The organism is Riemerella anatipestifer (genome assembly GCF_009663465.1).
Taxonomy (GTDB): domain Bacteria; phylum Bacteroidota; class Bacteroidia; order Flavobacteriales; family Weeksellaceae; genus Riemerella; species Riemerella anatipestifer_C.
This window is the reverse complement of the sequence record NZ_QXHU01000005.1, coordinates 186305-206366: the sequence shown is the minus strand read 5'-3', so window position 1 is coordinate 206366 and position 20062 is coordinate 186305. Positions and strand designations below refer to the sequence as shown.

Genomic DNA, 20062 nt, shown 5'->3' with positions numbered 1-20062 from the left:
AAATCGAGGGAATAGCACGCCTTGCGGCTGGGTGTTGGGGATATGGGTATTTTTCTTCACCTCTAAGGTGGCTTTGGGGTCGTTGGTATTGATGCCCACTTGTGCCTGTAATGCCAGCGGCAGAAACATCGCATAGAATAAAGTTTTTTTCATAATGTTAAAGTTTATAGATGTTAAGTTGTGAAATTGTGAAGTTGTTAATTGCTAGTTGTTGGTTGTGAAATTGTGAAGTTGTAAAATTGCTAATGGTGAAGTTGTAAAAAAGTTTAAAGTTCAAGGAGCTGAAGCTGTTCAAGGTTCTATGTTTAAGGTTTAAGGGATATGTACGCTTATTCAACCTTGAATATTTGAACTTTAAACTTTGAACTATTGAACCCTTACCCCTTGAATATTTGAACTTTAAACCTTGAACTCTTGAACCAATAAGAAAACGCCTTTCCCCTCTAAACACACACAAAACGAGAGGAAAGGCTAAAACAGAAAGAACAGAACGCTCCTCCTGTACGCTAGAAGCTCCAAACCCCAACCACCCATTCAGCTGATGAAGTAGGGAGGCTTCTAGCAGGTATTTATGAAAACAAAACTTAGCGTATGCCAAACGCCAAATGCCCCTAACGGAAGCTAGAGGAAAATTATTTATAATTGATGATAAAAATCTAAAGAATTTTTTATATAATACGACGCGTACGCGGGTAACTAGTCTGTGTGTGTGTGTTTACGAAATTATTTGAGATAGCCAAATAATTTTGCAACTTTTTTACACTTTTTTGTATGTGGTTGGTACTGCGTGTCATAAAAACTATGGCAAACATATTATCTTTTGCGGAAGTGTGCAAGTGTTTGGTGCATTTTTTTAATAAAAAAGTTTTTTTTGATGAAGATTTTATTTTGTATTCTTGTGGGGTAAAATAGAGAAACGATGTTGGGAATTGCAATTAAAAAAGTAAAAACTAATGAAGTTGAGCTTCTGCAAGAGGTAAGCAAAACTACTTTCTATGAGACTTTTGCTGCGGATAATACTCCAGAGAATATGCAAAAGTATTTAGATGAGGCTTTTTCTGTAAAGTGTCTTAGAGAGGAGTTGCAAGATGAGTTTTCGGAGTTTTATTTTGCTAGAGTTGGCGGGGAATTGGCGGGGTATCTTAAACTTAATTTTGGTACTTCGCAAACGGAGCTGAAAGACTCCAAAGCTATTGAGATAGAGCGTATCTATGTACTGAAAGCCTTCCAAGGTAAAAGGGTAGGGCAAGCCCTCTACGAACATACTCTCCAACTGGCTAGAGATAGAGGGGTAGATTATATTTGGTTAGGGGTATGGGAACATAACCACAAAGCCATTCGTTTTTATGAGAAAAATGGCTTCGTGGCGTTTGATAAGCATCTGTTTGTATTGGGAGATGACCCTCAAACGGATATTATGATGAAGCTAAAATTATAAAAGCTACAACCGCTGTCTTAAAATTTCGTAACAACTCACTGCTACGGCATTGCTTAGGTTGAGGGAGTCTATTGTCCCTGCCATAGGCACGAGAATGTTTTCTGCCTTGCCTTTCCAAAAATCACTAATCCCAGAGTGTTCTGTCCCGAAAATTAAAGCGGTTTTGGTTTTAAAGTCTTTTTGGTGGATTAGCTGGGCGTCTTCGCTCATAAAGGTGGTGTAAACCTTAAAATGGTGTTTCTTTAAAAATGCTAAAGTACTCTGATTATCCGCTTGAAAAATATTCATACCAAATAAACAACCTACACTAGACCTGATAACATTGGGATTGTAAAAATCTACCCTAGGGTCGGTAACAATAAGAGCCTCTATGCCAAACGCTTCGCAACTTCTAAGTATAGCCCCAAGGTTGCCCGGTTTTTCTATGCTTTCTACAATGATGACCGAAGCGTTTTCGGACGGAATAAAATGGTCTAAGTGGTTTTGTGGTGTTTTGTAAATGCCGATAATCCCTTCGGTAGTGCCTCTATAAGCGATTTTTTGGTATATCTTATCTGTAATGTAATAGGTTTTTGCATTGGTGGGTAGCTCTGCAGAGAAAATACTCTCGCAAATGTAAAACTCTAGGGCTTCGTTGCCAAAAGTTAAGGCTCTCTGGTTTTCCTGCACGCCTTCTACAATGAAAACGCCTTGCTTTTTTCTAAACCTATTGTCGGTGGCTAATCGGTTAAGGTGTTTTATTTTGTCGTTCTGTAAACTTTCTATAATTGTTTTCATTTTTGGCTAGTCTTTTTCGCTGTCGTCTATCAGACCTTGTGCAAGGGTCTTTTTGGTTTTTACGCCTAACTCTTTTAGTTTTTCGGTTTGTTTTACAAGGTTATCTCTGCCTGAAGTAAGTTGTCCAAAGGCATCGTTATAGGCAGATTTAGCGTTGTCTATATTTTTGCCAACCTTCTCTAGATTTTCTACAAATCCTACAAACTTATCGTAAAGTTTAGCCCCTCTCTCGGCGATAGCCATTGCGTTTTGGTTTTGATATTCTCGCTTCCAAAGGTCGGCAATCAGCTTTAGTGAAGTAATGAGGTTGCTCGGATTGAGGAGTAATATTCGCCTATCGTAAGCAAAGCTCCAAAGGTTAGGGTCGGCTTGCATAGCGGCAATATAGGCGGGTTCGCTAGGGATAAACATCATTACGAAGTCTAGCGATTTGCCATAATCATCATAGGCTTTATGGGATAACTCTACAATGTGATTTTTAACCGAACTAAGGTGTTTGTTGAGGTTGATGTCGTAGAGGTCGGCATCGGTTTCGTCTATTAAATCGGTAAATGCAGTAAGTGATACCTTAGAATCTATAATGACGGTACGCTGGTCGGGATATTTTACTACAGCATCAGGACGCATTTTCTTACCCGAAAACTCAGAATAAAGGGCTTTGTTGTCCTCATTTTTAAGCTCGTGTTCTAGGAAGTATTCTCTGTTTTTTACCAAGCCAGATTTCTCTAAGATACTCTCCAATATCATTTCGCCCCATCTGCCCTGTGTTTTAGCTTCGCCCTTTAAAGCACGGGTTAGTTTTTTGGCGTCTTCGGAAATTTGTTGGTTGAGTTCTGCCAACTCTTTTACCTTTGCTCCTAGAGAAAAGCGTTCTTTAGCCTCTTTATCATAGGTTTCGTGTACGGTGTTTTTGAGCTCCGTGATTTTCTCTTGGAAAGGTTTTAATATATGTCCTAAATTTTCTTTGTTTAGGGAAGTGAATTTTTCGGTCTTCTCCTCTAAAATTTTATTAGCAATGTTTTCAAACTGAAGTTTTGTGGCTTCTTGTAGCTCTTGTATTTCCTTTTTTTGACTGACTAATGATTGTTCTAGGGTTTCGTTTTTGGCAGAAAGTTCACTTATTTTAGCATAATAATGCTGATTTTTCTCCTGTAGTTGAGAGAGGTTGAGTGTTTGGGTTTGCAGTTGATTTTTTAGTTCTTCTATTTGGCTGTGAGCTGTTTCTAGCGTAGCCGAAGTTTTGGATAAAGAATCTTTAAGGCTTTCATTTTCTGTGGTTTTTGCTTTATAGTGTTCTTTTTCCAAATTCAGACTTTGCTCTAAATCTTTAGTTTTTGAAATCCAATTTTTAAGGTCGGTTTCATTAGCTATAAAATTACGGTTAAGCTCGTCATAGGTTGTTCTAGAAATGGTGTTTGATTTACCAAAAAAGTAAACCATAACCCCACCTATCACTCCTCCAAAAATAAAAATGATGATAAAGTATAAAGTCATCTAATTAATCTAAATTTTATATAATTTGTACTACAAACGGTCTTTTCTGAAAGTTATATTCTAAGTACTTCTTTTGCGAGTTCTATCATTTTAGGCTCTCCTGTGTATTTGCCTCTTTCATCGGAAAGTTTTACTGTAGGAATCCAGTCGCCGTTAGGGGCTTGTACGCCTATGAGCTTCATCACGATGTTCATTGGTTTGAGTCCGACATCATTAGTAAGATTGGTGCCTATACCAAAAGAGATGCCTATAGTGCCGCGAGTTGCTTTGGTTATTTCTTCTACTTTTTCAAGGTTTAAACCATCGGAGAAAATGATGTATTTAAAGTTAGGATTGATGCCAAAACCTTCGTAATGCTCTATGGTTTTTTTTGCAAATTCTATTGGGTCTCCGCTGTCGTGGCGAACACCGTCAAAAAGCTTAGCGAACTTCTTATCAAATTGGCGGAAGAAAACTTCGGTGGTATAAGTGTCCGAAAGAGCAACTCCTAAATCACCACGATAAACATCTACCCAATGTTCTAATGCGAGTTGATTTGCCATTTTGAAACCATATTCTGCGGCGTGGAACATAAACCATTCGTGGGCGTGGGTGCCGATAGGTTTTACACCATATTTCATAGCAAAATGAACATTAGAAGTTCCGATAAACTGACCTTTTTCCTCCATAAGAGCCTCCATTACTAATTGGTGGACTTTGTAAGAGTGGCGTCTTCTGGTTCCAAATTCAGCAAAGGTAACGCCTAGTTCGTTAAGTTTTTTAGACTTTTCTACGGTATTTTGCACAACGGTTTCGTTGGAATCTCGCTCCATTTTGTTCATTCGGTAATGGAGTTCAGAAATGAGTGCCAAAAGTGGAACTTCCCATAATATGGTACGATACCAAAGCCCTTCTACACTTACTTTAATATCATTGCCTTCTTGTACGATTTTAACTTCGGAGGGGTCGTAATGGTAGCCTTCTAAAAAGTCTAGGTAAGGTAATGCTAAGTAAGGACAGGTTTCTTGTAAGTATAGTTTTTCTTCTTTGGTGAGTTTTAGCTCTGCCATAGAATCTACCGCTTTTCTAAGCTCGTCAGCAAAGCCTTCAGGGAAAAAATGTTTCCCACGGTTGATAAATTCGTATTTTACTCTAGCGGTAGGAAATAATTTCACTACGGCGTTTTGCATAGTTATTTTATAGAAATCGTTGTCTATGATAGACTTTAGACGCACTTCTGGCATAATACTTCTGGTTTATATGCAACAAAAATAGGGTTTTTTGTGAGAATGGAGATAAAAAAGAGGCTATCCTATAAAGGATAACCTCTTTTAGTTTGTTTTGAGTGATGGTATTACTTGTCTAAGAAAGCATTATACATCCAAACTTCTTTCTCTTGCTCTTTGATGTAGTCGCTCATTTGAGAATTAGTGCCTTCATCACCAGCCTCTCCTGCAATTTCTAAGATTTCTCTTTGTAGGTCAATTACTATCTTGAAGGCTTCTAGAATTTGTTCTACGCATTTGTTTCCGTCGGTTACTTCTTTGCTTTCCTTTATAGAAGAAACCTTTAAATAATCCGAATAATTATGGTTAGGGGTAGCACCTAGTGTTAAAATTCTTTCCGCAATTTCGTCTATTTTAAGAACTAAAGAATCGTAGAGTTCTTCAAATTTAGGATGGAGCGTGAAGAAGTCAGCTCCTTTGATATTCCAATGAGCACCTCTCGTATTTTGATAAAAAATAGAGTAGTTAGCTAATAGTATATTTAGTTTTTCAGTGATGTTTTGGCAATCAGATTCTTTTAAGCCTATAATTTTAGAATTTTTCATAATTAATTTTATCTAAATGTTGATGGTGCAAAGGTAAGGTATGTTTCTATTTGTCTTATGAATACTATGATAGTAAAAAACTATTGAGGTAATAGAGGAGGATTGTGGTTTGAATGTGATTTACAAAAAGCACTTGATAAATATGGCATTCAAGTAGTTGTATCAAAATAATTTTGCTAATTGAAAAATACTTGTTACATTTGTACCATTCTTTGTAATGGAGCGAAATAAAGATGGAAAATGATAAATATCAAGTCGAAATATTTGTTTATGTGGGGTATATTTTGTACTTCCTTCCTTCCTTCCTTCCTTCCTTCCTTTAAATAAAGGTTTAAATTCTGAAGATAAAAAAGGCTGGTTGTCCCGTGGTAGTGGGACGACCAGCCTTTTTTATAATTTTCATCATTACTCTCATTTCGTTTTTAGCAAATATTTTGTGGCGTTTGGAGGCTTCTTGTGGCTTATAATGGGGCAAGGAGAGAGGTTTCTTTTCCTATCCGAAAATTTTAAATGTATAAAAATATAATCCTATGGTTTCTAACTTGAATAACAAACACCTTACCGATGAACAAATGAAAGCCATAAACGATGAAATGGCGGCTTTAGAACAAGTTCTATCACCAATAAATATTAACCTTACTTCCGAAGACCGTAATAGATACGGAAGAGTGAATGAACAAAATAAACTGTTCATCAATAAAGTGGCAGATTTTGCACAGGCTCAGCCCAATTTGAGAGTACCAGATGTGGACTGGGACGAGTTTTTCAGAGATATGAAAACTCGTAGTTTCCTTGAGACACTTTATAATAGGCTTACGGCTTTACAACAAAAAGTGCAGAATACTAAAATCTTGCACGATTATGATAACTACCAAGATGCTTTAGCAGATTATGCTTACACCAATTATAAAGCAGGGTCTAAATCCGTAGGTTACGAAACAAAACAAAAAGAATTAAAGCAGTTTTTTTCTCGTTCTCGTAGAAAACAAAACGAAGATGGGGAAACAAAGAGTGAGTGATGTTATCTGGAAGACCTTTTTGATGAAATCTATCACCTAAATGATAATACAGAAGACCATTTTGATAAAAAATATAACCTAAAAGGTATTATGAAATCCGAAAAAACAGATACGAATAACTAAAAAGGTAGAAAATATAGGTAATTAAGTTAAATAAGGTATCTCGGGGGTAAAAGCGTTTTATATGGATACCGCAATTTAAGACCTCTATCCGAAGAGAGGCGTTAAATAGTTAAATAATTGTAAAAATTAAAAATAGAATTATGAAGAAAAATTTATTGACATTATGCGTCGTGGCGGCAACAATGCTTCCAGCTACCGCACTAGCACAACAAGAGGTAGAGAACCTTACTGTAAGAAAAGGGAATGAGCTAAGTCGTGAGTATTTGCGTCCATCTATGAGTTCGCTCTATTTTACAGACGGGAGTTATGAGGCTAACCAAATCGTTAAATATTTACAGCAGATAAATTCTGAACAATATGATGTAAATAGGTTAGAAAAAACGATTTCTGAAGGAGATTTATCAAGCAGGGAGTTAGTAGATGTAGTTTTGGATAGTTGGAAAGTAGGAAACCAAATAATGGGTAATTGGTTTCCAGAATTTATCAATGAGCAAGAAGGTTACTCTCTAAAAGTATTGGAGGGAAGAGGTAAATATGCTGCTACTGATGCCGATGTTCTAAGAAGCGAAGCGAGTCACAGAAAATCGGTTCTTAATAACTTAGGAGAAAAATTGATAGACCGTTCTTATGTAAAAGTATGTTATCTATACAAGGGTAAACAGAATGAAACTAGATTAAAAACTTATATATATAAGTTGAATTTTAATGACGAAGTAAGAACCAACTTCTATGATAATTATTTTAATCGACCTGACGGAGTACAAAAAGCGACTTTTCCATTGGTTTTTGTAATGGAAGACGATTCATCACTTACAGTCTTTAAAGACCGTGAAGGTAACATAGATTATGGCTCTACTGCAATGTCTGCTTTTGAATATATAGACAGAAAGCTATCTAGTAAAGTGAATGATTTCAAGGTTCAGACGGCAGTAATAGAAACTTCTCCTATTAGAGCGAAAATAGGATATAAAGAAGGGTTGAGGATTGATGACCGCTATGATGTGATGGAACTTGTCTTAGACTCTGAAGGTAAAGAAGTAGCTAAGAGAAAAGCAGTAGTGAGAGTGGATAGCTACATTGCAGATAATCGTTCAGAAGCTACAGGAGAAACTACAGATATGACCAAGTTTTATAAATTCCTAGGAGGAAGGGTGCAGGAAGGAATGACCCTTGTGAAAAAAGGAGAAGTGGGGACTAGTGTTATTCCGTATGCTTCATTATCAGGAGTAGGGCTAATGTTGGATTATAGAACAAAATGGTATCCTGGACTTTTTGTGTATCTAAAAGGAGATTTACCCGTAGGAAAAGACTATGTTACTGGAAAGCAAGAGATAAATAAAGCTTATTCAAAATTCACTATTTCTGGCGATAATATAACTGTGGATAAGAAAGATGCTCACACAATATTTAGGCTAGGGTTAGGCGTAATGAAAGAGTTTTATTTTGCTCGTAACTTAGTTGTAGGAGCAGGAGTAGGAGCAGGTAGGTTATTCGCAACGGAATCCGAAAATAAACAAAAACTTGATTTTAAAGTGCTATATGGTGAAGCTATTGGGCGTTTTGGTATCCAGTTCTCTCCAAATTTCCAATTATTTGCACAAGCAGACTACAACTATTACTTTGGTGATGGGGTAGAGTACAGTATTGGTTATGGTAAAACCGTTAAACTCTATGATGGTGAATATTTTAATAAACAGCTAAACAAGCTAGGTATAGGTGTAGGAGCTAAAATATCATTCTAAAAATAAATATATAATGAAAAAAACAATCATTATATCAGGATTGGTAATGCTTTCAGTAGCATTCCAATCCTGCTCTACCACTCAAGTTTCATACGATTACGAAATGGTATGTCAAGGAGTAGGTTCGCAGGGTTCTAATTTAGTAAAAGTTTATTCCTATGCTTCCACAATGGAGGAAGCCACTAGGCAGGTAAAGCGAGATGCAGTACACGGGATTTTGTTTAAGGGGATATTAGGAGGAAATCGTTGTTCGTTTCAACCTCCTATCGTAAGTCCTGCGGAATTAGAGAGTCATAAAGAGTTTTTTGATAACTTCTTTAAAGGAGATTATGAAAGATTCGTTAATCTATCTTCCGATGGAAATATCCCAGCAAAAGATAGGCTGAGAGTTGGAAGTAAATATAAAATAGGTGTAACCGTTTCTGTTAATAAAAATGAACTTCGCAAGTACCTAGAAAATAAAGGGGTCATAAAGAAGTTAGGACATTTATTTGAATAAAATAATAATATGATGAAAAAAATAAGCACATTATTTATTTTCATAATGTTGGGAATTAGCACCTTGTATAGTCAAGGTGCTAAAAAGCCCAAAATTATGGTAGTTCCATCAGACGCACTCCTTAACCAAAAAGGTTTATTATCAGGAGGAGACGATATGGGAGAAGAAGTTTTTGTTCAAAACTATAGTAAAGCATTTCTAGATATTGAATTAAAAGCAATGATTTCAAAATTCGGTGAAATGATGAAAGAAAGAGGTTTTGAGACGGTAATGCTTGAACAAGAGCTAAAAAGAAATCAGGGTAAAGGTCTATCAGTAAACTATGATATAAAAATAGATTTAACTTATAAAGTAACATCACAGGGACCGAGGAAAAAAGTTTATGCCGAATTTTCGGGTATAGATGTGTATAGCAGTAAACAAATTGCAGCATCTAGCGGAGAAAGTGAATATGCTATTGGTGAATCTAATGAGAATCTTCTTCAAGAAGCGGTTTTAGATAAGATAGACCAATTTAATAATCAACTGATGACAACCTTTAATGAAATGGCACAAAATGGTAGAGAATCTCGCCTTATCATTATTTCAGAAGATCTATCATTAGATGAAGAAATGGACGGTAAAAGCATTTTAGATTTTGTAGAAGATTGGCTGTCCGCTAGATGTGTAAGAGGGAACTTTACCACAGATGATGCCAACGAAAGAAGGATAGAGGTTTCGCAAGCGATGATGCCTTTGTTTGGAGAGAATGGAAAGTCTTTAGATGCAAGGAACTTTTATAGGGATTTAGAAAAAATGTTAGGAAATATTGCGGCATCTAAAGGGTTTAAACTAAGTAGAACCAAATCAAAATTGGGTGAGGTAGAGTACACAATAAAACAAAATTAGAAAATATGAAATCAAAACAAACTCTAAATTATCTATTATTTTTTATAGGGATTATATTTGGAACGGCTCAAGAAGTTACGATAGCTCCAGCTCGGATAAAAAGTGATTATACTCTATCAGAAAAAGCAGATACTCAGATTATAGCTAAGATGCAGAAGGTGCTTAATAAAAGTGGTATAATTGACTATGAAAACGCCGTTTTTGCACTAGTTCCCGAAGTATCTATATTATCGGAACATACATCTTCTGGTATTCCACCAATTGCAGAAGTAGAATATGAACTTTCATTTAGTGTGATGAATATTTTTGATGGAAAGACTTTTGCTACTCATTCATTTAAAACCAAAGGGAGAGGGAGTAATAAAGGAAATGCTATTGCAATGGGATTGAAAAATATTGATTTAAATAGCCCGATATTTTCTGAATTTTTAGAAAGAACTAAATCAAAAATAATCTCCCATTATGAGAGAGAATTACCTAAAATGATACAAAGAATTAACATCCAAGTAGGTGCTAAAAATTATGAAGAAGCCCTATTCATTTTATCACAAATTCCAGAAGCAATTCCTTCTTACGCTTCAAAAATTTTACCCTTAACAGAGAAGGTTTATAAGTCTTATGAAGAAAATTTAGGTAAGGAGTTTTTACAAAGAGCAAAATCTAAGTGGGCGATTAGCAAAGATGAATACACCGCCTCGGAGGTGGCAGAGCTATTGTCTCAAATTCCGGTAGAAACCTCTGCTTATAAAGAATCTCAAGTGTTGTTAAAAAATATTGATAAATATATAGCAAATAAAGATGTTTTTTATAGAAAACTTCGTGAAAAGGAGATAAATAATGCTCATCTAGAACGTAAAGCTGCCATAGAAGCAATAAGAGCTATAGGAGTAGCTTATGGTAAAAATGCAGGGACGAAAGTTGTTCTATGGAAGTAAATCAAAAATAATTTGGTTTTCGTAAAAAAGAGGTCAGACAACTTTATCCATTTATGAAACTACATCAATTAAAAGGTAAAGAAGGACAAAATAGATGAATAATTGTGTATTTTAGAAAAAAAAGTTATCTTTGCACCTTGAAACTAAAAATAAATAAAAGCAATTAAATGCCTACTATTCAACAATTAGTAAGAAAAGGAAGAGCCACACTTGCCAAGAAGAGCAAATCGGCTGCTTTGGATTCTTGTCCACAAAAGAGAGGTGTATGTACAAGAGTATATACAACTACACCTAAGAAACCTAACTCTGCGCTTAGAAAAGTAGCAAGGGTAAGACTTTCTAACGGTAAAGAAGTAAACGCTTATATCCCGGGCGAAGGACACAATCTCCAAGAGCACTCGATAGTATTGGTAAGAGGCGGAAGGGTGAAAGACCTACCGGGAGTTCGTTATCACATTGTTCGTGGTGCTTTAGATACCGCTGGAGTTAACGGAAGACTTCAGAGAAGATCTAAGTACGGTGCTAAGCGTCCTAAAGATGCTAAAAAGTAATCATTAAATTTTAAGAAACAGAACAATGAGAAAAACAAAAGCGAAAAAAAGACCGTTGTTACCAGATCCAAAATTTAATGATCAGTTGGTAACTAGATTTGTGAATAACCTAATGCTAGACGGTAAGAAGTCTATTGCATTCAGAATTTTCTATGATGCACTAGACATCGTGGAAGCTAAAAAAGGAGAAAACGAAAAAACTTCATTAGAAATTTGGAAAGATGCTCTAACTAATGTAATGCCACACGTAGAAGTGCGTTCAAGAAGAGTTGGTGGTGCTAACTTCCAAATCCCAATGCCTATTAGAGCAGATAGAAAAATCTCTATGGCAATGAAGTGGCTTATTAAGTACGCTAAAGCGAGAAATGATAAGTCTATGGCTCAGAAATTAGCTGCTGAAATTATTGCTGCTGCTAAGGAGGAAGGTGCTGCCTTCAAAAAGAAAACTGATACTCACAAAATGGCTGAGGCTAACAAAGCATTCTCACACTTTAGATTCTAATAGGAAATGGGAAGAGATCTTAAATACACTAGAAATATTGGTATTGCAGCTCACATTGATGCTGGTAAAACCACTACTACTGAAAGAATTCTATTCTATACAGGTAAAACCCATAAGATAGGTGAGGTACACGATGGTGCTTCTACTATGGACTGGATGGAGCAAGAAGCTGAAAGAGGGATTACAATTACTTCTGCGGCTACAACTTGTAACTGGGTATTTCCTAGACATGAAGGGAAGCCTACAGTAGACGCTAAAGATTATCACTTCAACATCATTGATACACCAGGACACGTGGACTTTACCGTAGAGGTAAACCGTTCTCTTAGAGTATTAGATGGTTTAGTATTCTTATTCTCTGCAGTAGATGGGGTAGAGCCTCAGTCTGAAACAAACTGGAGACTAGCAGATAACTACAAAGTTGCTAGAATGGGGTTTGTAAACAAAATGGATAGACAAGGTGCTGACTTCCTTAATGTGGTGAACCAAGTTAAGGAAATGTTAGGTTCTAACGCAGTTCCTATCGTACTTCCTATTGGTGCAGAAGAAGACTTCAAAGGAGTGGTAGACCTTATTAAGAATAGAGCTATCATTTGGCATGAGGAAACTCAAGGAGCTACTTTTGATGTAGTGCCTATTCCTGATGATATGAAAGATGATGTATTAGCTTACAGACAAAACTTGGTGGAAGCTGTTGCTGAATATGATGAGTCTTTATTAGAGAAGTTCTTTGAAGATCCAGATTCTATTACAGAAGAAGAAATCAACGATGCGCTTAGAAAAGCAACTATTGATTTATCTATTATCCCAATGACTTGTGGTTCATCATTCAAGAACAAAGGGGTGCAGTTTATGCTAGATGCGGTTTGTAGATACCTACCTTCGCCACTAGATAAAGATGATATCAACGGTACAGATCCTAATACAGATGCTGAAATCAGCAGAAAACCAGATGTAAACGAACCTTTCTCTGCATTAGCATTTAAAATTGCTACAGACCCATTCGTGGGAAGACTAGCATTCTTTAGAGCTTATTCAGGAAGACTAGATGCTGGTTCTTATGTACTTAATACAAGATCTGGAAACAAAGAAAGAATTTCTAGAATTTACCAAATGCACGCTAATAAACAAAATCCTGTAGAGTATATCGAAGCGGGAGATATTGGTGCAGCGGTAGGTTTCAAAGATATTAAAACTGGGGATACACTTTCTGATGAGAAGAACCCTATCGTTTTAGAATCTATGATTTTCCCTGATCCAGTAATCGGTATCGCAGTAGAACCTAAAACTAAAGCAGACCAAGATAAATTGGGTAATGCTCTTGCCAAATTAGCAGAAGAAGACCCAACTTTCCAAGTGAAAACTGACGAGGCTTCTGGACAAACTATTATCTCTGGTATGGGTGAGCTTCACTTAGATATCATTGTAGACCGTTTGAAGAGAGAATTCAAAGTAGAAGTTAACCAAGGTCAGCCGCAAGTAGAGTACAAAGAAGCTCTTACTGCTACTGCTAACCATAGAGAAGTTTATAAGAAACAATCTGGTGGTAGAGGTAAGTTTGCGGATATCGTATTCGAAATCGGTCCAGCCGATGAAGGTAAGACAGGTCTTGAATTCATTAACGAAATCAAGGGTGGTAACATTCCTAAAGAATTTATCCCTTCTGTAGAAAAAGGATTCAAGGAAGCAATGAAGAATGGTCCTTTAGCAGGATTCGAAGTTGAAGCAATGAAGATTACCCTTAAAGATGGATCTTTCCACGCGGTAGACTCTGACCAACTTTCTTTCGAATTAGCAGCTAAGTTAGGTTTCAAAGCGGCTGGTAAAGCAGCGAAGGCTGTAATTATGGAGCCTATTATGAAGCTTGAAGTAGTTACTCCGGAAGAATATATGGGGGATATCGTAGGAGACCTTAACAGAAGAAGAGGTACTATTAACGGTATGGACGATAGAAACAACGCTAAGGTTATCAAGGCATTTGTTCCTCTTTCTGAAATGTTCGGGTATGTAACATCTCTTAGAACGCTTTCTTCTGGTAGAGCAACATCTTCTATGGAGTTTGAAAAGTACGAACCAGCTCCTCAGAACGTGGCTGACGAAGTAATAGAAAAAGCAAAAGGTTAATCTTTTAAAATTTAGAATTAAAATGTCACAAAGAATCAGAATAAAACTAAAATCTTACGATTACAATTTGGTAGATAAGTCTGCTGAGAAAATCGTAAAAACAGTAAAATCTACTGGTGCTGTAGTGAATGGTCCTATACCATTGCCTACTCACAAAAGAATCTTTACGGTTCTTAGATCTCCGCACGTTAATAAGAAGGCGAGAGAGCAGTTCCAACTTTCAGCTCACAAGAGATTGATGGATATCTACTCTTCTTCTTCTAAAACGGTAGATGCTTTAATGAAGTTAGAGCTTCCTAGCGGTGTAGATGTAGAAATCAAAGTTTGATAAATAAACTTTGCTATGATATTATAACGCCTCCCTTAATAATTAAGGGAGGCGTTTTTTTATGTAAAATAGATTGTCAATAAAAAAATAGTTTTATATTCGTAGCATAACAATAAAAAGTAAAAGGCTATGAAAAGAAATCTATTAAAAACAGCAATTGCATTTTGTGTGGTAGGGGCTGGCTTGGGTTCTCTCTATGGACAAGAGGGCTATAAAGCTCCATTAGCCGAGAGTGTGAGTCCAGTTACGATGGCGGATGATGCCGAGTTGGATAATATGGTGTTTCCGACTTCAGAATGGCAGACTTTTGCCGATGTGTCTTGGTATTCGGATGCGGTGAACGAGTTTACCTTAACCACCGAGGCGCAACTCGCTGGTCTGTCCAAATTGGTGAAGGAAGGTAACAGTTTTTCGGGAAAAACCATTAGTCTTGGGAACGATTTGGACTTGGGCGAACACCTTTGGACAGCGATTGGCTACACTTACAGAACGCCGTTTTCTGGTAATTTTGACGGGAAGCATCACACCATTAAAAATCTAAAAGTGTACCGAGGGGATAATGGGGATTTCCTGGGGCTGTTCGGCTACTATGCTTCGGGGAATTTAAAAGACTTGACGATTGACGGAGGTATGGTAAGAGGGAAGGATACGGCTGGAGTGCTGGTAGGGAATTTCACCTCGGGGGCTACAATGAGCAACTGCCATATCAAGAACGGAAAACTGTTGGGCGTTTACGACCCTAATTATACCACGAGTGCCTTTAATGTGGGGCTGCTGTGCGGTTCGGTAACTTCTTCCAGCGTGGTGGATTATTGTTCGGCGGAAGGCGTGATTAAAGGCTTCCAGCAGGTGGGAGGCTTGGTAGGCTCGCCTTGGAACAAAGCCGTGATAAAAAACTCTTATTTTAAAGGAAAAGTAACGGGAGCTTTTTTTGTGGGAGGTTTAGTAGGGTTCAGTACCTTTGCCTTCAGTCCTAATTCCGAGGTTTTAATAGAGGATTGCTATGCGATGGCGGAAGTGATGGGGACTGAACACGTGGGCGGTTTTTACGGCGGTTTGCAGGTGGGGAAAATTAAAAATTCGTATTCTGTGAGTACCGTTGATGGCGCTTCGGGAACGGTAGGGGGATTTGTGGGAAGTATCGGAGGCGGAGGCGTTCTTGAAAATACTCATTTTAACAAGACCGTGGCTCCGATGTCGGGGTATGGCGATGCTCCAGCTCCGGGAGTGGACCTTATGGGGCATACCACCGAAGCGATGAAAGTGCAGTCGTTCTTAGATTTACTGAATAATAACCGAACACCTGAAAAATGGAAATTCGAGAGCGGTGTAAATGAGGATTACCCTGTGATTTACGATGCGGCGACGATGGCTGTTTCCGAAATTAAGAAACCCGACCAAGTTTCCATCTATCCAACGGTGGCGAAGGATAAGCTGTACCTGTCGGATAAGGCTCAAACCTACACTTACCAAGTGCTTGATGTTACGGGGAGAGTGCTAAAAAGCGGCAAAACCAACGCTTCCGTAGAGGTGGGCGACTTGAACCGAGGCGTGTACTTGCTGAAACTGGAAAACGGACAAGGCTACACGGTGCATAAGTTTATGAAAGATTAGTTTTATTTGTTTAGACTAAAGCCTCCCTATCTAAGGGGGGCTTTTTTTAGGATAAAAAATAAAAATTTTGGGGTTGGGGAACTGCCGCCCCATCTTGGGGAACATTTTTTTTAGCTAAAGAATAGATTTTATTTTATAGGAAAAGGCTTCCCCATTGTTGAAAATAAGGTCCCCAAGATAGGGGGACGGTTTTTTAAGTTGGGGGAAGGTTGCCCCAAAGAGGGGAGGGTTTTCCCCGAGTTATTTAATGAAAATTTCATTTTGATAGGTGGAAAATAATATTAAATTTGTATCAGCAGACCCTAACTATTGATAAGTTTCAAAAAGTGAAGTCTGGAGTATTAACTTAAAACCGTTTCATTATGCCAAAAAAAGGACTTGCAGAAGTAATACACGCTGCAGAGCTTATGTTGAGCGGGCTAAAAGCCCATCAGTCGGAGTTGTCGTCAAGAGGATTAGATGCCGCTTTCATAAAGACGATGGAAGATTTGATGAAAGACTTGGTACAGGCAAACAATCTCCAAGAGAAATTGAAAGCCGACTTAAAAACGCAAACCGCCAAAGTAGAAGAGCTGATGAGTAACCTGCAGAAAACGGCTTCCGAAGCCAAGAAGAGGGTAAAATTAGATGTCCAAAGCTCCCAATGGAAAGAGTTTGGAATTGAGGACAAACGCTAACGATGCGAATGGTAAAGCCGCCAATAGAGGGCGGCTTTATTTTGTTAAGGTATTGTTTGAAATTTATATAAATAAATTAAATGTGATTTTTATCATATAAAAATTTTTGTATTTGAAAAAAATACTTATATTTGTAGTGTATTAAACAACTAAATTTTTATGTTATGAAAAGATTATTTTTTGTGGCTACATTATTGGTAGCTGGTATTGTAAGTGCAAAGGAGGGTAATATTCCATCTAAGGATTTAAAGAACGAAATCTCAAAACATCAGTTTGAGAATGAAATTTCTAACAATGTTAATAAGAAAGTGCTTGGTATTTTTGACTTTAATGAAAAAAGCAATGCTGTTGCTCATTCAAAGTGTTATGTTGAGGATAAAAGTGGTAACTTACATGAGGTTAAATGTCCAAAAATAATTATACTTAGATAAAAATTATTGGGCATGTATAATATATGCCCAATTTTATGTTTTAATTTTATTCTAAAATTTATGAAACTACGTTGTGTTTTGTTGTTTCTTTATTTCTCTTTCTCCTTTTCGGCTCAGGAGTTGATGGTGTATTATAATGTGAGTTTTAAATTGGATTCTCTGCAAGAACACTTCAATAAGGAAGAAGCCGTATTGGATATATCTAAAAATGAGGTGAAATTTTATTCCACAGAGTATCTAAAAGCGGACTCTATCCAAAAGCAAACGAATGAGATAAATTTTGCTTATCCCAAATTAGAGTATAAAGTTAAAAGGGCTCTTAATACTTCTGAAAATACAGAGTATGTTACGGTTTATATGGATTATTATGCGTTATCGTCTAACGATACCCAAAATTGGACGATACTAGATGAGACCAAAACCGTTAACGGTATTGTATTGAGAAAAGCCGTAACCCGATTTGGTAAAAGAGATTGGGAGGCTTGGTTTTCGGATAAATACCCGGTTTTAGAGGGACCATATAAATTTAGAGGGTTGCCTGGGCTTATCTTTGAATTACGAGATACAAAGGATAATTTTATATTTTCCGTTAATCGGATTGTGCCTAAAAAAGAAAAGGTAGAAACCGATAATTTTTTAGAAACCAATTATGGCAAAAAAGCATTTCCTATTAAATTGGGCGTTTATCAGAAATTAAAGTTAGATGATTATCATAATCCATTAAAGGGTCAAGAAAACTTGATAGTAATGGGTAAAGATGGTAAACCAGCAAAAATTGATAAAAGAGAGCAAATCTTAAAATATCAAAATCATCTAAGAAAATATAATAATCCGATAGACTTAAATTTGGCGGTTACTTACCCTGATAAGAAATAACATTGTTATTATGTACAAGTTCCTTCTATTTATATAGGAGGAATTTTTTGTATTAGGAAAAAACACTTACTTTTCATTTTTGTTTAGTGATAGAATAATCTGTTTAGTTGAGATGAAAATAGTTGTTAAAATAGGTTGTATATTGTTATTTTGCCTTTCTTGTAATGTGTTTGCTCAATCATTTTTAGCGAAGTATCAGGTGACTTTTGTCAAAGATACTTTAAGTTTTAATTCGTTAGAAGAAGTAATGGATTTACAAATTGTGGGAGAGCAGTCTGTTTTTAGGAGCACTGTAAAATCTTTGTCGGACTCTCTTTCTAAAAAGGAGATTAGGAATGCTTTAAGCATCGTAAAAGATGGGCAGGTAGTGTTAGATATTACAAATGTCCCAAAACCAAAATTAAGACAAGAAGCTATTCGGCAGAAAGATGAAGTGTTGGTGTATGATAGGATTTTTACAGATGATTTTTACTTCCCATTAACGGATAAGGTCGTTTGGAACATAACTAATGAGAAGGAAGTTATCAACTCTTATAGGTGTATAAAGGCGGTATCTCATTATAGAGGTAGAGATTATGAGGCTTGGTTTACAGAAGAGATACCCATTTCAGAAGGTCCTTATATATTTAAAGGTTTGCCAGGATTGGTAGTTAAGGTTTATGACAAGAAGAAATATTACACTTACGAACTTACCTATTTTGCCAAGAAAGATAAGTTGGAACTCGCTAAACCCAGTTCTAACGCCGCTAAGGTGAATATGGAACAATTTTCGCAAATGAGAAAAGTTCTGCCAGAAACCATAATCCAAAGATTTGAACAGAGGTTGAACAAACCTTTACCAGAGGAAAGGAGAAAATTGGTTAGGCAGAATGCCTTGAAAGATAACAATCATATATTCTAAACGGATAAATAATAATAGGTTAAAACTTCTCTTTTACTTAGGGTGGGAGAGAAGTATTTTGGTTTGTGGTTAAAAAAAATAAAATCTACAATATTCAAAAAATGTTTATCTTCGTGGGTATGAATAAAATACTGATGTTTCTGCTATTAGGGCAGATGATTTTTGGGCAGAATATAAAAAGTATTCAATTATTTAACCCTAAAACTAACGATGGTACACCTGTCATCAATATTGGGGAGCAGTTGGTTTTAAGGTTTGATGATTTGTCGGGAGGGAGTTCAATCTATCGCTATACGCTGAAGCATTATGATAGGAATTGGCAGGAAGATGGTCTATTTTTTACCGAGTATGCCAGTGGCGATTTGAATGGGATTATCAACAACTTTCAATACTCTTTTAATACTTTACAAAGATATACGCATTACGAGCTAGTATTTCCTAACGAGCAGATAAAGCCTAAGATTTCGGGGAATTTTGAAATTGTAATTTACAAAGATTCTCCCTCTAAGCCTTTGTTTAAAAGGAGGTTTTGTGTGGTTGAAAATAAGGCTTCTTTAGCACTTAATCTTAGCCGATTTTCGGATAGCAAAAGGCAAGAGCTTAATCAAAGGGTAGAGGTAAAGGCTATGGGAGACCAAACTTTGCTTAATAATGTTAATTCTGTTTCCTTGAATGTAATTCAAAATAATAATTGGGAAATTGGAATTTACAATCAGAAGCCTAGCAGTACTTTGGGTAGTGGGCTAATGTTTCAGCAACTGAATTTAGCTTTTGAAGGGAATAACGAATTTTATTACTTTGATAATAAGAATATGGGTAGAGCTTTTGATATGGTAGCAGGGGCTGAAACGATGGAAGGTACTAATTATACTTACTTGCATCCTGTTTGGGCATATCCACTCAATTATCAGTATCAGCCAGATGTTAATGGAGCATTTTATTTCAGAAGAAATGATTTAGGTTTGGAAAGAGATGCTCATAGAGAAGCAGACTATTCTTGGGTACATTTTTATTTAGATTCGGAGCCGATACAGGGTAAAATTTATGTATTGGGACAGTTTAACAATTACATCGCAAACGAGGAAAGCCAAATGTACTATGATGAAAATAGGCATCAGTATGTAGCAAAAATTTATCTGAAGCAAGGATTCTACAACTATATTTTAGCGACACAAAAGGAGGGAGCAACGCTAAACTATGGAGAAATAAATGGTAATTTTTGGCAAACCGAAAATCTTTATCAAGCGTTTTTGTATTACAGACCTTTCGGAGCTAATTATGATGGGCTTTTAGGCTACGGAGAGTTAAGAGCTCCTGTTCAGTAGAAAAGGGT

20 protein-coding genes are annotated in these 20062 nt (G+C 36.6%); 16 read left to right on the top strand and 4 right to left on the bottom strand.

Annotation, left to right across the window (positions count from 1 at the left end; genetic code table 11):
* Positions 1-919 precede the first annotated feature (919 nt).
* Positions 920-1438: a GNAT family N-acetyltransferase gene (locus tag D1003_RS08500; protein WP_153936459.1), complete on the top strand. Its 519-nt coding sequence runs from the start codon at positions 920-922 to the stop codon at positions 1436-1438.
* A 3-nt stretch (positions 1439-1441) separates the two neighbouring features.
* Here D1003_RS08500 and D1003_RS08495 read toward each other — a convergent pair whose 3' ends face one another.
* The 4 genes from D1003_RS08495 to D1003_RS08480 form a co-directional block, all read right to left on the bottom strand.
* Positions 1442-2215 carry an RNA methyltransferase gene (locus tag D1003_RS08495; protein WP_153936458.1) on the bottom strand — a complete coding sequence of 258 codons (774 nt, stop codon included), beginning with the start codon at positions 2213-2215 and terminating at the stop codon, positions 1442-1444.
* A 6-nt stretch (positions 2216-2221) separates the two neighbouring features.
* A complete protein-coding gene (gene rmuC, locus D1003_RS08490) occupies positions 2222-3709 on the bottom strand; it encodes a DNA recombination protein RmuC (RefSeq protein WP_153936457.1) in 1488 nt (495 codons plus the stop codon).
* A 53-nt stretch (positions 3710-3762) separates the two neighbouring features.
* Positions 3763-4932 (bottom strand): nicotinate phosphoribosyltransferase, encoded by a 1170-nt coding sequence (pncB, locus tag D1003_RS08485; protein ID WP_153936456.1) that lies wholly within the window; start codon positions 4930-4932, stop codon positions 3763-3765.
* Between the two features lie 110 nt (positions 4933-5042).
* Entirely contained in the window at positions 5043-5519 is a 477-nt protein-coding gene (locus tag D1003_RS08480; RefSeq protein WP_004916434.1) for a Dps family protein, read from the bottom strand.
* Between the two features lie 530 nt (positions 5520-6049).
* Between D1003_RS08480 and D1003_RS08475 the strand changes: the two genes are divergently transcribed.
* From D1003_RS08475 to D1003_RS08405, 15 genes are all read left to right on the top strand, one after another.
* Positions 6050-6538: a hypothetical protein gene (locus D1003_RS08475; RefSeq protein WP_153936455.1), complete on the top strand. Its 489-nt coding sequence runs from the start codon at positions 6050-6052 to the stop codon at positions 6536-6538.
* Positions 6539-6801: 263 nt separating this feature from the next.
* Positions 6802-8403: a hypothetical protein gene (locus tag D1003_RS08470; RefSeq protein WP_153936454.1), complete on the top strand. Its 1602-nt coding sequence runs from the start codon at positions 6802-6804 to the stop codon at positions 8401-8403.
* Between the two features lie 13 nt (positions 8404-8416).
* Positions 8417-8902: a hypothetical protein gene (locus tag D1003_RS08465; protein WP_153936453.1), complete on the top strand. Its 486-nt coding sequence runs from the start codon at positions 8417-8419 to the stop codon at positions 8900-8902.
* A 9-nt stretch (positions 8903-8911) separates the two neighbouring features.
* Positions 8912-9790 carry a DUF6175 family protein gene (locus tag D1003_RS08460; RefSeq protein WP_153936452.1) on the top strand — a complete coding sequence of 293 codons (879 nt, stop codon included), beginning with the start codon at positions 8912-8914 and terminating at the stop codon, positions 9788-9790.
* 5 nt (positions 9791-9795) lie between these two features.
* Positions 9796-10725: a hypothetical protein gene (locus D1003_RS08455; protein ID WP_153936451.1), complete on the top strand. Its 930-nt coding sequence runs from the start codon at positions 9796-9798 to the stop codon at positions 10723-10725.
* 167 nt (positions 10726-10892) lie between these two features.
* A complete protein-coding gene (gene rpsL / locus D1003_RS08450; protein WP_004916448.1) occupies positions 10893-11276 on the top strand; it encodes a 30S ribosomal protein S12 in 384 nt (127 codons plus the stop codon).
* A gap of 25 nt (positions 11277-11301) precedes the next feature.
* Positions 11302-11778: a 30S ribosomal protein S7 gene (rpsG, locus tag D1003_RS08445; RefSeq protein ID WP_004916451.1), complete on the top strand. Its 477-nt coding sequence runs from the start codon at positions 11302-11304 to the stop codon at positions 11776-11778.
* 6 nt (positions 11779-11784) lie between these two features.
* Positions 11785-13902 carry an elongation factor G gene (gene fusA, locus D1003_RS08440; protein WP_153936450.1) on the top strand — a complete coding sequence of 706 codons (2118 nt, stop codon included), beginning with the start codon at positions 11785-11787 and terminating at the stop codon, positions 13900-13902.
* A 22-nt stretch (positions 13903-13924) separates the two neighbouring features.
* On the top strand, positions 13925-14230 hold the full coding sequence (gene rpsJ, locus D1003_RS08435; protein WP_004916455.1) for a 30S ribosomal protein S10: 306 nt from the start codon (positions 13925-13927) through the stop codon (positions 14228-14230).
* A 129-nt stretch (positions 14231-14359) separates the two neighbouring features.
* Positions 14360-15844: a GLUG motif-containing protein gene (locus D1003_RS08430; RefSeq protein ID WP_260393377.1), complete on the top strand. Its 1485-nt coding sequence runs from the start codon at positions 14360-14362 to the stop codon at positions 15842-15844.
* Between the two features lie 362 nt (positions 15845-16206).
* Complete coding sequence (locus D1003_RS08425) at positions 16207-16521, top strand: hypothetical protein (RefSeq protein WP_052911580.1); 315 nt, start codon at positions 16207-16209, stop codon at positions 16519-16521.
* A gap of 164 nt (positions 16522-16685) precedes the next feature.
* Entirely contained in the window at positions 16686-16952 is a 267-nt protein-coding gene (locus D1003_RS08420) for a hypothetical protein (protein WP_153936449.1), read from the top strand.
* A gap of 60 nt (positions 16953-17012) precedes the next feature.
* Complete coding sequence (locus D1003_RS08415; RefSeq protein WP_153936448.1) at positions 17013-17828, top strand: GLPGLI family protein; 816 nt, start codon at positions 17013-17015, stop codon at positions 17826-17828.
* 112 nt (positions 17829-17940) lie between these two features.
* Positions 17941-18729 carry a GLPGLI family protein gene (locus D1003_RS08410; RefSeq protein WP_153936447.1) on the top strand — a complete coding sequence of 263 codons (789 nt, stop codon included), beginning with the start codon at positions 17941-17943 and terminating at the stop codon, positions 18727-18729.
* 101 nt (positions 18730-18830) lie between these two features.
* Positions 18831-20054 (top strand): DUF5103 domain-containing protein, encoded by a 1224-nt coding sequence (locus D1003_RS08405; protein WP_052911585.1) that lies wholly within the window; start codon positions 18831-18833, stop codon positions 20052-20054.
* Positions 20055-20062: the final 8 nt, after the last annotated feature.